This window comes from Paenibacillus sp. LS1, assembly GCF_026013365.1.
Taxonomy (GTDB): Bacteria; Bacillota; Bacilli; order Paenibacillales; family Paenibacillaceae; genus Paenibacillus.
The window spans coordinates 1101782-1117815 of record NZ_JAPDOE010000002.1 but is presented as its reverse complement, the minus strand read 5'-3'; the positions used below and the strand labels follow the sequence as shown (position 1 = coordinate 1117815).

The window sequence follows — 16034 nt, the reverse complement described above, 5'->3', positions numbered from 1 at the left end:
ACGATATGGCACGCACAGTGAAAAGATGGCTTGTTCTCCTGGCGGCAGTATCTCTGCTGCTGGTGAATGCCGTGCCTGCGGCGGCCTCCCCGGCGCCGTATGAGAGTTATAACTACAACTACTGGAAAGAGGCGGTTCCTTCACCGGATGCCTATCTGCCCGAGCGTACCATATCAGGCCGTGACCTCGGCATTAGTGAATTCAAAGACCCTGGTGATGTGAACGTTTCTTCCTCTGGATTGATCTATATTTTGGATAGCGGCAACAGCCGAATTGTCGTCTTGGACCCAGGCTTTAAGCTGCTGCGCGTCATCGATGGATTCATGATGGATGGTAGCAAGGAGACCTTTAACCTTCCAGGTGGATTGTTTGTAGATGAAGAAGAACGCATGTATGTCGCCGATACGGGAAACAGCCGTGTGGTTGTTCTGGATGGAGAGGGGACGCTGATGCATACCATCACGAAGCCCGAGTCAGATATCCTATCGACCCAATTCCAGTTCCAGCCCTTGAAGCTGACGGTGGACCATGTGGGCCGAGTGTACGTTGTGGCACAGGGGGTCTACGAGGGGATTATGCAGTTTGACGAGAGTGGGAAATTTATCGGATACGTCGGTACGAACAAAGTGGAGCGGGACTACGGCGAATATATCTGGCGCATGTTATCGACCAAAGCCCAGCGAGCGCAGATGGTCCTCTTTGTTCCAACGGAGTTCTCCAATGCGGATATCGACCACAAAGGATTCGTGTATGCGACGAATATTGATCCTGGCTCGAATGAACCGATCAAGCGGCTTAACCCGTCTGGCGAAGACGTACTGAAGCGGTTTGGTTATGTTGACGTCAAAGGCGATATCCGGTTCCGTAACAATCCCGGTCCATCCAAACTGATTGATGTGAAAGTACTGGGCAATGGCATGTACAGTGTACTGGATGCGACACAGAACCGGGTGTTCACGTACGACGATGAAGGTCATCTGCTCTACATATACGGTGGCAAAGGAAATCAGGTGGGCACACTCAAAACACCTGTCGCGATTGAACAATCGGGTGAGCACCACTTGGTTCTGGATCGGGGCAAAAACAACCTTGTCGTCTATGAGCCGACCCGTTTTGGTGCCCGTGTGAATGAAGCGGTGGCACTCCACTATCGGGGCGAGGACACAGAGGCCGTGAATATATGGAGAGAAGTGCTTAAGCTGAATGCTAACTATGACATCGCTTATATCGGTATCGGCAAGTCTTTATTAATGGAGAAGAAAAACGAGGAAGCGCTGGGTTACTTCGAACTTGGAATGGACCGCAAGAGTTATTCTGTCGCATTCAAAAGGCATCGGCGGGAGATGATGAAGGAACATTTCGGTACATTCCTGACCGCTGCAATCGCGCTGATTGTCATTCTGATCCTGACCCGGGTGGCGGTTAAATGGAGACGGAGGAGGCAGGTTGATCGTGAAGCAGGATTTCATTAAGTTTCCGCTGCATCTCATTTTTCATCCCATTGATGCATTCTGGGACCTCAAGTCGGATAACCGGGGACGGCTGCTTGTTGCTTTTGCAGCACTGGCGCTTACCGTTGTCATGATGATTTTGCAAAAGCAGTATGCCGGATTTCTCGTCAATTACATCGATCCTCGTACGATTAACAGCATCATCGAGATTGCCACGGTGGCGGTGCCGTTCTTTCTATGGTGCACGGCCAACTGGGCAGTTACGACCTTGATGGAAGGGGAAGGCAAGTTCAGGGAAATCGTTCTGGCGACAGGTTACTCCCTCATTCCGATTATTCTGATCTATGCCCCGATGATCGTGATCAGCCGGTTCATGGTGCAGGAGGAGACTGCTTTTTATTATCTGTTTAATAGCATTGCGTTCTTCTGGTTTGTACTGCTTCTGTTCATTGGCATGATGACGGTGCACCAGTACACGGTGATTAGAACCATCATTACGATGGTGCTGACGCTCATTGTAATGGGCATTATCGTATTCCTTGGCGCACTGGTCTTCAGCATGCTGCAACAGCTGTACGAATTCGGTTATAACATTTACCGCGAGTTGATTTTTCGGACCTAAAGGAGGCGGCATCCGTGAACAAAAGGCAACGATTATATACGGTGCTGGCTGGTGGTACAGCTGTGATCATGATTGCAGCCGGGCTGCTGTATATAAACAACAGGGGAGTTCCAGCCGTAGAAGCTGCGGCTTATCTGGACACAACAACCAAAGCTATGCCCGTCATGGAGGAACCGTTGCAATTCCTGACCGATTCTTCGCAGGGTGTGCCGGGGATGCAACTGGTCGACGAAGATCAGGGATTGGCCCTGTACTTTAACGAGGAAACAACGGAAATTGCAGTACGTGACGGGAAAAGCGGAGAGATCTGGTATAGCAACCCGAAAGAACGGGCTGAGGACGGTCTTGCTTCCTCGTATGAAAAAGAAGTGCTGTCCTCCCAACTGAATGTGTCTTTCCGGGATGCGATGGGCACACTGGAGAACTTTCCGAATTTCAGCTCCAGTATTAGCAACAAACAATTCACCGTGGGGCAGATCGATAAGGGGATTCGGGTGAACTATACGCTCGGTGATACGTCACTCGGCATTGATGCGCTGCCCAAACTGATTAGCAAGCAGCGGCTGGAGGAGAAGGTTCTTTCCAAGCTGGATGCTACGGTCGCAAGGTATACGTCTGCTCGTTATTATCCAACCAAGAACAATCCGGATATTCTGGAACGGCTGGATGGACAGATCTCGAAGCAACTTGTGCTGAACAAGATGCTGGGTGCCTTTGAGACGGCGGGTTACACGGCGGACGATCTGGCTTTTGACAATCAGGAGAATGGAGTCGAAGGTGGGGGTGTATCGGATAAGCCCAGCTTTGTCATTTCTGTCGAATACCGGTTGGATCAAGGGGCACTCGTTGTGACCGTTCCTCTGAGCCAAATAGAAGAAAGTGGGCAATACCGCATTCGGAATATTGATTTGCTCGCTTATTTTGGTGCTGCGGATACGAAGGGTGAGGGTTACATGCTCGTGCCCGACGGTTCAGGCAGCCTGATCCATCTGAACAACGGCAAAACCCAGGAAGAGCAATATGTACAGCGCGTTTATGGCGCAGACCCGAATGATAATTCGCTCAGTCGTCCTCAGGTTAGTGAATCCGCGTATATGCCCGTGTTTGGTCTGAAGAACGGGGAGAATGCCTGGTTTGCAGTCATTGAAAAAGGGGACGGCATTGCCAGTATCTCCGCGGATATTGGAGGCAGACAGAACAGTTACAACCATGTGCATGCGACCTTCTCTCTACGGGGGGAGGATGAGCTGGAGATGTACACCTCGCAGAAAATGCAGGAGATTCAGCTGCTTAGCGAAGAGCCTTTCCGTGGAGATATTCAGGTCCGTTATCATTTCCTTCATGGAGAAGATGCCAGTTACTCGGGCATGGCCCGCCTGTATCAGCAGCAGTTGATAGAGCAGGACGTACTGAAGCCGCTCGCAGAACAGACGGAGTTGCCGTTCTATGTGGATGTGCTTGGTGCAGTGGACAAAAAGGCTTCTTTCCTGAGTGTGCCTTATCGGACCACCTTAGCGATGACGACGTACGAACAAGCCACCGAAATGGCGGCGAAGTTGCAGCAGGAAGGTGTGAACCGCGTACAAATGCGTTATCAGGGATGGTTCGGTGGTGGCATCAGCCATCATACGCCAACCCGGGTGAAATTGGACAGTGAAGTGGGTAGTCGTTCCGAGCTACAAGCGTTGTCCGCTAACCTGGAGCAGTCGGGTGGAGCTCTGTTCCCGGATGTGGCTTTCCAACATATTTATTACGATGATTTGCGCTTTGCTCCTTCCTCGGATGCAGCTCGGTTTGTAACGAAGGAGACAGCGGAACTGTATCCATACAATCCTGCACTTAATCGCATGGATCAGAGTAAGGACAGCTATTATTTGCTCTCAGCGGCCAAGCTTCCTTATGTGGTGAGTGAGTTTGCTGACCAATTCAATAAACTGGGCATTGGTGGATTATCTCTTCGTGATCTTGGGCAGGTCCTGACTTCAGATTACCGGGATAGTCGGGTGATTCATCGGGAGACGGCGAAGAACATTGTGAAGGAGCAGCTGGGCAAGCTGGAACAGTCCTATCCAAACCTGATGGTATCCGCAGCAAATAGCTACGCTTGGGGAAGTGCACAGCATGTTGTGAATGTACCCGCAGGGTCAAGTCGGTTCAATATTACCGATGAAGAAGTCCCTTTTTATGCGATGGTCATTCATGGGTACATGAACTATGCGGCATCTCCGATGAACACGTCGGGGGATCAGGATCTCCGGAAACAGTTGCTGCGCAGTTTGGAGCTTGGGGCAGCTCCATATTTTCAATGGACCTATGAACCATCATCCAGGCTGAAGCTGACGAATTATGATTCGGCTTACGCAACGGAGTATGCATATTGGGTGGATAACGCCGTTGCATTGTATAAGCAGGCTAATGAAGTGCTGGGAGAGCTGGAGAATGAGCAGATTCTCCAGCATGAACGCATTCAGGATGGCGTGGTCCGGATCACCTATACTGGCGGTACATCCATCCTTGTGAATTACAATGCGGATGCAGTAACGGTGGATGGAACAACGGTTGGCGGAACGGACTATGTGGTGGGAGGAGTGAACCGATGAGAACCATTCGATTATCGCTGAAGTCACGGAGAGCGCTGCTTGGACTTGCGTTTATCTCCCCGTGGCTGCTCGGTTTCATCTTCCTCTTTGCCACACCACTTCTGCAATCGATTCGGTTCAGTCTGAGTAATCTGTCCGTTGCTCCGGGTGGGTACGTTCTGGACTTCGTTGGATTTAAAAATTTCAAGGATGCGCTTCTGGTTGACGCTACATTCAACCGGATTCTGGTAGATTCAGTTGGAGCGATGGTACTGAACGTGCCGATGATTCTGTTCTTCAGTCTGTTCACGGCGACACTGCTCAACCAGAAATTCAGAGGCAGAACGATGGCACGCGCGATCTTTTTCCTGCCTGTTATTCTGGCTTCCAGTGCAGTCGCAGCAGCGGAGTCTGCGGGATTAATCAATCTGATGGGGGATGCGAGTGCGGTGGATGCATCAGTTGATGGCGGTGCTTCGTTCAACGTGGTATCCATTGTGCGGATGCTGGCGGATGTGGGATTACCGATGGCCTATGTGGATTACATCGTTGAAGCCATCATGCGGATCTATGAAATTATTAGTAGCTCAGGCGTTCAGATTCTGATCTTCCTCGCCGCGCTGCAATCGGTACCGGGATCGATGTATGAAGTTGCGAAGATCGAAGGGGCGACAGCCTATGAATCGTTCTGGAAAATTACATTTCCCATGGTCAGTCCGTTGATTCTGACGAATGTCATCTATACGATCATTGACTCATTTGCCGGCAGTCCAGTCACACAGGCCATCTACCAAACCGCATTCAAAACCCAGAACTTTGGCTTAAGCTCGGCGATGTCCTGGCTGTACACGCTAGTGATTGGTCTTGTATTGATCGTAGTGGGCTGGGTCTTGTCACGGCGGGTTCACTACAATTGACGGTTAACATTAAGGGAGGCTTCAGATTATGGCTGCATCAGGGACAGATCGCATGGTGGTAGTTCCGAAGCAGAAATATCACATGCATCGGGTGCGAAACAAGACATCGGATCTTCTCTATTCCATATTCAGATATGCACTGGTCATCGGTATTTCATTTATTATTTTGTATCCGTTATTTCTCAAACTGTCAGTTACGTTCAAGGATAAGCAGGATATCTACAATCCAACGATCTATATGATTCCCCAGCACTTTACATTGGATAATATCCGGCTAGCGGCGCAAGTGATGGATTACCTGCCTCTGCTGGCGAACACCTTATTGTTCGTTACCATTACAACGCTTTTGACAGCCATGTCCTGTGCGCTTGCAGGCTACGGCTTCGCCCGGTTTTCTTTTCCGGGTAGCAATGTGCTCTTTGTGCTGGTAATTCTCACGATTCTGGTACCGACAAGTACGCTTATGGTACCAATGTATCTGCATTTCCGCAGCTTTGACTTTATGGGCATTATCCAGTTGTTCTCTGGAAAAAATGGCATCAATCTGCTGAATACGTATTGGCCTTCCGTGATCACGGCTGCTACAGCGGGAGGACTGAAGGCGGGGCTGTTCATCTATATTTTCCGTCAGTTTTTCAAGGGCATGCCAAAGGAAATCGAGGAGGCCGCACTGATTGACGGTGCAGGTGGATTTAAAACGTTTGCCCGTATCATGTTACCCAATGCAATCTCGCCGCTGATTACGGTCATTCTGTTCTCGTTTGTATGGCAGTATAACGATACCTTTTATTCGGCATTATTCATGAGTGAAAGTCCACTGATCTCACTGAAGGTGGCTTCCTTGCCTGCACAGGCGAACCAGTTGATTCCGCAGCTGATGGGCTTTGGCTCGAACTCGGGCATCAAGGCCGATCCGAACTATGTGGCGATGATTGTGGATACAGGCATTTTGCTGGCGATTGCACCGCTGATTATTTTGTATCTGTTTGTGCAAAGGTATTTCGTCGAGAGCATTGAACGTTCTGGTGTAGTGGGTTAACATGGTAAATCCAATTGGAGGTATAGAGATGACAGTGCGTGAGATCAGCAGAGTTCCGGTGAATAAAGCAGCGACACCCGAAGCGAAAGAACTGCTGGCGTTCCTGGTCGAGCGTTATGGGAAAGGGATGTTGTCAGGCCAGCAGGATTACAGCAATCTAAACTGGATTAATGAAAACACAGGTCGGAAACCAGCTGTGATTGGCTTTGATCTCATGGAATATTCGCCATCAAGAACAGAGCGAGGCGCGGTCTCCCAGGAGATCCGGGATGCGATTGCATGGCACCGACAAGGTGGCATTGTGACGCTGTGCTGGCACTGGAATGCACCGATGGATCTGATCGATGAACCAGGTAAAGAGTGGTGGCGGGGGTTCTATACGGACGCGACAACCTATGATCTTGCCTCCGCGCTAACTGATACTGAATCGGAAGCATATCAGTTATTGATCCGGGATATCGATGTTATTGCTACACATCTACAGGAGCTGAAGGATGCTGGTGTACCTGTTTTATTCCGACCACTTCATGAAGCAGAAGGTGGGTGGTTCTGGTGGGGAGCGAAAGGCCCCGAACCTGCCATACAATTATACCGGTTGTTGTATGATCGATTGGTTCAAGAACATCAGCTGCACAATCTCATCTGGGTCTGGAACTCCGAAAAACCGGAATGGTACCCGGGTGATGATATCGTGGATATTGTCAGTGTGGATGTGTATCCGGAAGCAGGAGACCATAGCCCGCTGGCAGCACGTTACGCTAACCTGCGAGAACTTGTGAAGGATAGCAAAATCATTGCACTCGCTGAGAACGGCTCCATCCCTGATCCTAAACAAATGAAGGAACAGGATGTGCACTGGAGTTGGTTCTGTACTTGGACAGGTGGATTCCTGAGAGACGGGAGTCATAATGAACTAACGTTTTTGAAGAAAGTGTATAACAGTGAAGAGGTTATTACGCTCGATCAGTTACCGAAGTGGAGTTGGTTGTAAGGCTGTCATTGAAAGGATACTTAACTTACAAAAAGCGTCAGCAAGGCATGAGAGAATTATGCCAATGCTGACGCTTTTTAGATGAAAAGATCTCCTGCGAATGGATACAGGTCTCGATGAATGAACTAATTTGCTACAGTTATTTCCATAAATGTTGGCATGATGTACACTATGACTAACGAATATGGATACGGAACGATTTGTTGGAGGTGGTGAGATTCCTATGACGGACTTGAAGGCGTATCATTATTTTGAACAAAGTCTTGGACCTTTCCGCAATCTCTCCAGCCTGTCTAATGAAGAAGCGGAAACAGTTACCCAACATATCCGTCATCAAGGCCGGAATTTTGCCAGTCAGCGATCAGCTGATTACATGACCATCCGTAGAGCACTTGAACATAAAGCGTACGAGCAGTTTAAGGCCAAGGGCGGAACCCCCACCAATCGATATCCCCACTATCTGACCCTCGGTGCATGTGAATGGCTGTCATCTTGGTATACCGAACCGGATCAAGTAATCATTCCGTGGGAAGATCTGTCTGCTGAAGTTGTGAGCTTCACGTATGGAGACCTCTTTCCAACAATGCGATATAAGGATGATAAACCTTACCGTAAGCAGATCTACACCAAGGATGAAATCCTGGAAATTATTCAGGTCTATGGTTGGCCTCAGGAATGGAACCGTCAAGGCGATCAAGGCCCGGAACGATATATTGAAGTACAAGCGTGGGATGAGCGCATTATCAGACCTTATCGTTGATGCGAAGGCGTTTAGGGCACATTTTCACCTGTTTATAACCGGTGCAAAAAAGTGCAATTGCAGGAAATACGGGTGTTCGTTATAGTGAGTGAAAGCTTTGACGGGTCAGGAAGAATCTTCTTCAAGAGCCTGTCAAAGCCCCTTTTTTAATCGTTAATCCGATTAAGACTATAGGTTTAAGAGACTAAGGAGGATGGGAAAGCCTATGCAAAAAGTGGGGAAACGCAACACCCGTAATCTGGCCTGGATCATATTGATTGTCATGGTCATGTCCGTGGTGCTTAGTGCATGCGGAAATAAAGAAGAAGGACAGGTAAGTGGCAACAGCGGCAATGCCGACGATCCGTTGGAAGTCAGCATTATGACCATCACGCCGAGTGCCGTCCCCGCTGCTGATGATAATGTAATCAAACGCGCCATTGAGGAAGCGACTAACTCCAAAATGAATATCCAGTGGGTCTCCAACAATATCTACGGTGACAAGCTCAATCTGACCCTGGCTTCCGGGGATATACCTGATCTCATCATGATTAATGATCCGTTTGGAAGTACCTTCACCAAGATGGTTAAACAGGGTGCTTTTTGGGATATCACCCCTTATATCAAGGATTATTCGAACCTCAGCGGAGGCATTCCCGATATAGCTTGGGATACAACCAAGGCAGCAGATGGCAACAATTATGGGATCCCGCGGCCTCGCCCGGTCACTGGAGATTCTTTTTTTATCATCCGCAAGGATTGGCTTGACCGATTGAATTTGCAGGTGCCAGAGACCACAGATGAGTTGTTCAACGTGATGGAGGCTTTTGTGGAGCAGGACCCCGATGGTAACGGAACCAAAGATACCACGGCACTTGCCGCTTATATCAGTCCGGATGATCTCGGTTGGGGAGGTAATCTGGGCCCCGTACTCGGAGCCATTGAGAATTCTTTTATCGGAACCAATAGCAGTTGGAAATGGGATGAGTCTCAGGGGAAGCTGGTCTACAGGGAGCTGTTGCCTGAGGTGAAAGAATCCCTTCAATATCTAACCAAAGCCTATAGCAGCGGCATGATGCCGGAAGATCTGCTTTCGCTCAAGCTGACGCAGGCCAGGGAACTGTTCAAGCGCAATCAGGCGGGCATTATCGTGGACAAGACAGGTACAATGCGCAAAATCTATGCCGATGACCTGAAGAAGGTCGATCCCTCTTTCAAATATACGGATTTCTATCCTTTGACCAATCTGAATGGATATAATCCGAAGGGTTCGGGATACAACGGTATTCTGGCGATCCCAGCGAGTGTGCCGGAAGAGAAGATGAAACGAATTCTCCAACTCGTTGATACCTGGATGAATCCGGAAGTATTTGGAATCCAGCAGTTCGGGATTGAAGGTACGCATTATGAAGTGGTCGATGGTAAAAAGGTAACAAGTAGTGAAAAATTGACGGCGGATAACGCGTCAGATTTCAATCATATCGTTAACGTCATCGACCTGCCTTGGGATACCACGGGTGAAACGGATGAAGAGACACAGGCCAATGAACTGTTCAAAAAAGTGGAGGCAGAGCGAGACAAAACGAGCGTAGCGGATCTGGCCGCTGGTCTTCAGTCCGAGACTGGGCAGAAAGTGCTGCCTGAACTCAACAAGAAGATCCAGGATCTGAAAGCGAAAATTATTTTGGGCCGGGAGCCGATTGAAGCTTGGGATGCCTTTGTGGAAACCCTGCGGAATGATCCGAATTTCCAGGCGATGAGTGATGAGATGACCGAAGCTTACAAGAAAAGAAATGGACAGTGATCTGAGGGAAGGAGCTGCAAACCATGAGCACCCATGAGCAACGAATGAGTACGGTTAAGGGGAAGCAGACTTCATCCAAAAAGAAAGGGTTAAACCTGCTGTCCGCATTTCGGCGTGACCAGTCGTTATATTTGCTCGCATTGCCGGGCGTATTGTTCTTCCTCGTTTTCAAATACATCCCGATGTGGGGCATCATCATTGCATTTCAGGATTACTCGCCCTTTCGGGGGATTCAGGGCAGTGAGTGGGTGGGCTTGCAACACTTTACAGCACTCTTTGGTAATCCGGATTTTGCGTTGTTGTTCCGAAATACGCTGGCAATCAGCCTGCTCAATCTGATTTTGTTCTTTCCTTTTCCGATCCTGATTTCCCTGGGACTCAACGAACTGCGAAGTGTGGCGTATAAGAGACTGATTCAAACGATTATCTACATGCCGCATTTCCTCTCCTGGGTGATCATTGCAGGGTTAACGCTGCTGCTGTTCGCCAAAGGAACGGGACTGATTAATGAGTTATTCGCTTTATGGGGATGGCCCCGCGTGGATATATTGACGAACCCGGACAGCTTCTGGATTATGGTCACCTTGCAAGCGATGTGGAAGGAAGCTGGTTGGGGCACGATTGTGTTCCTGGCCGCCATGGCGAGTGTGGATACTCAGCTGTATGAGGCAGCACGCATGGATGGAGCGGGACGATTGCGCCAGATCTGGCATATTACGTTGCCTGCCATCCGCAGTGTCATCATCGTGCTCTTGATTTTAAGACTCGGAGACATCATGGAGGTGGGGTTTGAGCAAATCTTCCTTATGTACAACGGCGCTGTATCTGAAGTGGCCGAAGTGTTCGACACCTATGTATACCGCACAGGGATCGAGCAGGGCGATTTCAGCTACAGTACAGCGGTTGGACTGTTCAAATCCGTAATTGGTCTAGTACTGGTCGTTGTCGCAAATCGTGTGGTTAAGCGCATGGGTCAGGAAGGCGTCTACTAGTTCGATCCGGCACCTATCCATACCCGGTCAGCCATTAATCAATGGAGAGGAGGTTTTGAATGCATCGCATGAAATGGAGTGAGCGGATTGGACAGTCCCTGAATGTGGTTACGCTTGGACTACTGGCTGTGGTCATGTTTTTCCCGCTATATTATGTTTTCGTCGTTTCATTCACGGACCCCGGAGAGTATTTGCAAAAGAAAATTGTACTCTTTCCGGAACGCTGGTCTGTTGAAGCCTATACGTATTTGTTATCCACGCCTGCCTTTGCACGCTCGCTGGGGAACAGTGCATTTCTGGCAACCGTCGGCACGTTGTGCAGCCTGGCTGTATCATCCTCTCTGGCATATGCGCTGTCCCAGAAGCGATTCCACTTCAGAAAAATACTGATGTTCCTGATTGTACTAACCATCTTGTTTAGCCCAGGCATCATTCCAAATTATCTGCTGGTGCGGGAACTCGGGCTGATCAATAATATCTGGGCATTAATTCTGCCTGCGCTCGCCAATGGCTGGACAGTGTTGCTGATGAAAAATTTCTTCGACAGCCTGCCCGCAGAGATCAGCGAAGCGGCATCCATGGATGGCTGTAGTGCCATCCGAACCTGGTACACGATTGTGTTGCCCTTATCGATGCCTGCGCTTGCTGCTTTTGGATTGTTTTTCGCTGTAGGCTACTGGAATCAATTCTTCGCGGCACTGTTATACCTGAATGATTCTGCCAAATGGCCCATCCAAGTATTATTGCAAAACATGTTGCTGAACGCATCCAATATCGATCTGGTTGCGCCTGGACAGCAGGTGGAGACACCGCCGACAGAAATGTTGAAGATGGCCGCGATTATTGTAGCCATATTGCCAGTACTGGTGGTGTATCCATTTATTCAAAAGCATTTTGCCAAAGGAGCACTGATCGGCTCGGTCAAAGGATGAATCTGCATTCAGGCGGGTATTCCCGGGAAGGAGGTCCATACAGATGATATTCAAGCGCACAGCAGACCCATTACCCAAAGGGCGTTATTTCAGGCGCAGTCTGATGATGATTCTGTTTATCGCTTGCATTCCGGGAGTTATTACAGGGGTGCTGCTGTATGGCTGGGTCACCGTCAAAATGGAAAAGATTTTGCAGCAAACCCATCTGCATCAGTTTGAACAGCGTACCGTGTGGGTTGGCGATCAATTGGATGCGCTTGAATTGACCTTCTCGCAGTGGGCCTTCGATCCGGTTTTCGATAATCGTCTGAAAGAGCTCGATTTTGTATTCAAGTATAAACAGGTGCATGAACTGTACCGATTGCTGCTGATGATTCAGAATTCCAATACATTGATCGGCAAAGTTCAGTTGTATCTGGGGGAACCGCAGGCCGTGAAGATGGATTCTGAACGGTATGATTTTATCAAAGACACTGGGGAGATCGAGAAGTATGAACTGCTAACTCATCAGCCCCAGGCCACATATTGGTCCCGCTCCATGGATAGCACCTCCATGATGATGGTGAATCGACTTCCGGGTGGAAGCGACGATGCACTCGGGGCACTAACGATCACGCTGGATAACAAGCAACTGGGTAACATGTTACAGACCTTGTCTCCGTATAATGGCGGGACGACATTCCTGCTGGATGAGCAGGGCAAGCCCATGCTCCCACAAGACCAATCGCTTGGTGGATTACAGCATGCTGTTCGTGAACATCTGTTGAACCAGGAAGGGAATCTGTCTTCATTTCTGATGGAATATGAGGGCCTGACCTACTCGGTTCAATCGGGCACCTATCGCAGACTGGGTACCGATTGGACTTATGTGTCCGCGGTGCCTCTCAATGAAATTGTAGCTCCAATTGTGTCTGTACCCCGAATCATTCTTCTCGTCAACGGATCTGGACTCTTGCTGGCTCTGATCCTGTCGTGGGTCGGTTCGCTGCAACTCTATAAACCGTTTACGAAATTACTGCGAATATTTACCGTGGCTTCTGTCCGCCCAAATGGGTCTGTACAACTGGATGAAATCAAGCATATTGAACAGCGCTGGATTGGCGTTAATCAGGAGAGAGAATCGTTGCAGCAACGGTTGGAAGAGCAACTTCCACTCGCTCGGGAAAGCTTGCTGATTCAACTCACGCTGGGTCATCTGTTATTGTCATCCGACCATGAATGGAAGCAACGTCTGGCACAGCTGGGCTGGGTCCTTCGAGATGAGCGGTTCATCATCCTGTTTGCTCACATTCGTCCGAGTGCAGTTCTTCTATATGGGGCAAAGGAGCAAAATCGGAGCGAATCTCAGGAGTGGATCAGTTTTGCCGCAACGGACATGCTGAACAGGCAGTTGGAGGATCTTCCTTACCGTGCCGAAACGATTAATTACCATGACATGTCCATTGCACTGTTGCTCGCTATCCCTCCAGAGGTCCAGCCAGAGACGCCTGAATTCAGAGATGAATTATCTCGAATGGCCCAGCATTGGCTGGAAGCCGTGCATTCGGAATGGAACGTCCGTATGACAGTATCGATCAGTAAACTCACATCAGATGCATCCCATATCCCACAGCTGGTCAGAGAATCGAGGGCTGTGTTGAGGAAAAGACAATTCTCTTCCAACGCGACCATCATTGATATGAATGAGGAGGCAGCGCAGGATGTGAATGAACATGGAGTATATCCGCTTGAGCTGGAGCAGGCCATCATCTCGGCATTACGTAGTGGTGAACAGGACTCTGCTCTGGAACAGTTCAGCATATTTATTGGCACGTATGCTGGATCTGAAGTGCCGGAGAAGCATGTTCGTCAGGCTTTATTCCAACTGCTGGCACGCATACAACATACCCTTTTGCAATTAGGGGAAGATCCGGTCGAACTGTTTGGGGTAGGGATGTATGAAGAGGTACTGCAACTGCATGATTTGGATGAATTGTTCCAGTGGTTCAGGGAACGGATTGTGCACGTATGTGTAGAGGAATTCACAGGCAAGGAAGAGAAGCAGATACAGATGGCGGTTCATCAGATGAAGGAGCATGCGCAGCAGCAGTATGCAGAAGCATTATCGCTGGATGAATTGGCAGATCTTCATGGGATTCATTCCTACACGTTAAGTCGGGCGTTCAAGCAGACATTCGGGCAAAATTTTGTGGACTACTTGACGGAGGTAAGACTTCACAGGGCCAAGGAGCTGCTTGAATCAACAGATGTCAAGATCAGTGAAATTGCGGAGCAGGTGGGCTATCAGCCCAGTTACTTCAATCGTTTGTTCAAAAAAAGTGAGGGAACGACGCCAAGTCGTTACCGGGAAGACATTCACAAGCATACCGGGCACAATCGGGGTAACCGCTCCGTTTAAATCACGCCTTAGTTTTCAGCCCAAAGGAGAGTGAGATGTGACGTGTCACAGGACAAGCCAAATATTATTTTTCTCATGACAGATCAGCAACGATGGGACTGTATTGGAACGTTCAATGAACATATTCATACACCGAATCTGGATAAACTTGCAGCCGAGGGAATCACGTTCCAGGATGCGGTCTGCCAATCGCCGATGTGTGCGCCAAGCCGAAGCTCCATGATGATGGGGTATTATCCATCCCAGCTTGGGGTCCGAACGAATTATGGCGGTTTGTTCGAGGAAGACAAACTGCCTTCCGAACCGTTGCCGGAGTTAATGCACCGCGCAGGGTATCAGACAGCCGGATTTGGAAAAACGCATTGGAACCATAGTGATGGTGTAGAGGAGCCTTCTACGCGAGGGTTCGAAGTAAGATCGATCGGTCTTTCTCGTCAAAGTGGTCATTATGAACAGGGAGCGACAATGATGGGCGACTCCCATCCCGAAGCACTGGAAGCCTATCATCAGGAGACCAAGGATTTTGGCAGCGGCGAGGAAAATGTCAACGGTTATACAGGGCTTACGAGTCAGATTCCGATGAACCAGCATCGGGATGGCTGGGTAGCCGAGCAGGCGCTGCAATTTTTGGATGAAGGGGTAGACCCGGAGCGGCCGTTATTTTTTTATCTGTCTTTCCTGAAGCCACATGCCGGGTTCAATGTGCCCCAAGCATTCGAAGATCTGTACAGGCTGGAAGATATTCCGGATATCCCGCAACCGCCTTGGGAGGATGAAATGCAGACTCACCTGGCAGCTTCGGATGAATTGAATTCGAATAGTCGCCAGTCGTATCTCGACAAGAAGAAGGTATGGGACGAGCGCAGTTTGGAGGAGCGAAGGAAGACAACGTTAAGATACTGGGCGAATTGCTCCTGGCTCGATCATTACTTTGGACTCGCTTTGGAGAAGTTGGAGAACCAGGGAAGGCTGGAGAACGCGCTGATTGTATTTGTCTCGGATCATGGAGAGATGTTGGGGGAACGACAGTTTCGCTTCACCAAATACAATCTGTATGACAGTAGCGTGAGGGTGCCGCTTATCTTGTCCGGTACCCACATTGAGGAGCAGAAGCGCGGAACGATTGACCAAGGGCCTGCGGAGTTGGTGGATCTGGTGCCGACATTGACACGTGCAGCCGGACTTGAAGCGAATCTGATGCTTCCTGGTGTCGATCTGCTGGGCGATCTCCGGCATCGCGGAACGTTCTGTGAATTTCATGGAAAGGGCGTAACGGCGCCTCATTCGGCTCCAGCCTATATGTGGCGGACCACGGAGTGGAAGCTCATTCTGTACATGGAAGGCTCTGTCGCGGAGTCCGCATCCAGAGTGCATGAAACGAAGGGGGAATTGTATCACCTGACGGTTGACCCTCATGAGTGGACGAATCAGTATGATGAGGATCAGCATGCTGTAATTCGGGAGCAACTAAAGACCGAACTGCTGATGCATCTGGCTGTCAGTTGGGCGAAAGGCCCCTTTTTCTATGATCGTGGAGGAACCAAGCCGTTAGAGCGGTAGATAGACCCTG

Annotated in this window: 12 protein-coding genes; all 12 read left to right on the top strand. The window is 49.4% G+C overall.

What is annotated here, in order from left to right:
• Positions 1-5: 5 nt before the first annotated feature.
• The 12 genes from OM416_RS14320 (at position 6) to OM416_RS14265 (ending at position 16024) form a co-directional block, all read left to right on the top strand.
• Positions 6-1472, top strand: a complete 1467-nt coding sequence (locus OM416_RS14320) for an NHL repeat-containing protein (RefSeq protein ID WP_264930255.1) — start codon at positions 6-8, stop codon at positions 1470-1472.
• Positions 1453-2073, top strand: coding sequence for a YIP1 family protein (locus OM416_RS14315; protein WP_264930253.1), 621 nt, complete (start codon positions 1453-1455; stop codon positions 2071-2073). Before OM416_RS14320 ends, OM416_RS14315 begins: the two co-directional genes overlap by 20 nt.
• A gap of 14 nt (positions 2074-2087) precedes the next feature.
• A complete protein-coding gene (locus OM416_RS14310; protein WP_264930251.1) occupies positions 2088-4673 on the top strand; it encodes a DUF5696 domain-containing protein in 2586 nt (861 codons plus the stop codon).
• Entirely contained in the window at positions 4670-5569 is a 900-nt protein-coding gene (locus OM416_RS14305; RefSeq protein WP_264930249.1) for a carbohydrate ABC transporter permease, read from the top strand. The genes OM416_RS14310 and OM416_RS14305 overlap by 4 nt, the downstream gene beginning before the upstream one ends.
• 28 nt (positions 5570-5597) lie before the next feature.
• A complete protein-coding gene (locus OM416_RS14300) occupies positions 5598-6608 on the top strand; it encodes a carbohydrate ABC transporter permease (protein ID WP_264930246.1) in 1011 nt (336 codons plus the stop codon).
• 28 nt (positions 6609-6636) lie between these two features.
• Positions 6637-7599 (top strand): glycosyl hydrolase, encoded by a 963-nt coding sequence (locus OM416_RS14295; RefSeq protein ID WP_319951908.1) that lies wholly within the window; start codon positions 6637-6639, stop codon positions 7597-7599.
• 223 nt (positions 7600-7822) lie between these two features.
• A complete protein-coding gene (locus OM416_RS14290) occupies positions 7823-8359 on the top strand; it encodes a hypothetical protein (protein ID WP_264930244.1) in 537 nt (178 codons plus the stop codon).
• 205 nt (positions 8360-8564) lie between these two features.
• On the top strand, positions 8565-10142 hold the full coding sequence (locus tag OM416_RS14285) for an extracellular solute-binding protein (protein WP_264930242.1): 1578 nt from the start codon (positions 8565-8567) through the stop codon (positions 10140-10142).
• 23 nt (positions 10143-10165) lie between these two features.
• Entirely contained in the window at positions 10166-11134 is a 969-nt protein-coding gene (locus OM416_RS14280; protein WP_264930240.1) for an ABC transporter permease, read from the top strand.
• Between the two features lie 59 nt (positions 11135-11193).
• The gene (locus OM416_RS14275) at positions 11194-12066 is read left to right on the top strand and encodes a carbohydrate ABC transporter permease (protein ID WP_413775785.1); all 873 of its coding nucleotides are present in this window, start codon (positions 11194-11196) and stop codon (positions 12064-12066) included.
• Positions 12067-12109: 43 nt separating this feature from the next.
• Complete coding sequence (locus OM416_RS14270; protein ID WP_264930238.1) at positions 12110-14464, top strand: AraC family transcriptional regulator; 2355 nt, start codon at positions 12110-12112, stop codon at positions 14462-14464.
• Positions 14465-14506: 42 nt separating this feature from the next.
• On the top strand, positions 14507-16024 hold the full coding sequence (locus OM416_RS14265; protein ID WP_264930236.1) for a sulfatase: 1518 nt from the start codon (positions 14507-14509) through the stop codon (positions 16022-16024).
• Positions 16025-16034 lie beyond the last annotated feature (10 nt).

What these genes read in the sequence shown, in the direction of transcription:
- OM416_RS14290 (WP_264930244.1), top strand. Translation starts at nt 7,823, where the DNA reads ATGACGGACTTGAAGGCGTATCATTATTTTGAACAAAGTCTTGGACCT.
- OM416_RS14280 (WP_264930240.1), top strand. Translation starts at nt 10,166, where the DNA reads ATGAGCACCCATGAGCAACGAATGAGTACGGTTAAGGGGAAGCAGACT.
- OM416_RS14305 (WP_264930249.1), top strand. Translation starts at nt 4,670, where the DNA reads ATGAGAACCATTCGATTATCGCTGAAGTCACGGAGAGCGCTGCTTGGA.
- OM416_RS14270 (WP_264930238.1), top strand. Translation starts at nt 12,110, where the DNA reads ATGATATTCAAGCGCACAGCAGACCCATTACCCAAAGGGCGTTATTTC.
- OM416_RS14275 (WP_413775785.1), top strand. Translation starts at nt 11,194, where the DNA reads ATGCATCGCATGAAATGGAGTGAGCGGATTGGACAGTCCCTGAATGTG.
- OM416_RS14285 (WP_264930242.1), top strand. Translation starts at nt 8,565, where the DNA reads ATGCAAAAAGTGGGGAAACGCAACACCCGTAATCTGGCCTGGATCATA.
- OM416_RS14300 (WP_264930246.1), top strand. Translation starts at nt 5,598, where the DNA reads ATGGCTGCATCAGGGACAGATCGCATGGTGGTAGTTCCGAAGCAGAAA.
- OM416_RS14320 (WP_264930255.1), top strand. Translation starts at nt 6, where the DNA reads ATGGCACGCACAGTGAAAAGATGGCTTGTTCTCCTGGCGGCAGTATCT.
- OM416_RS14295 (WP_319951908.1), top strand. Translation starts at nt 6,637, where the DNA reads ATGACAGTGCGTGAGATCAGCAGAGTTCCGGTGAATAAAGCAGCGACA.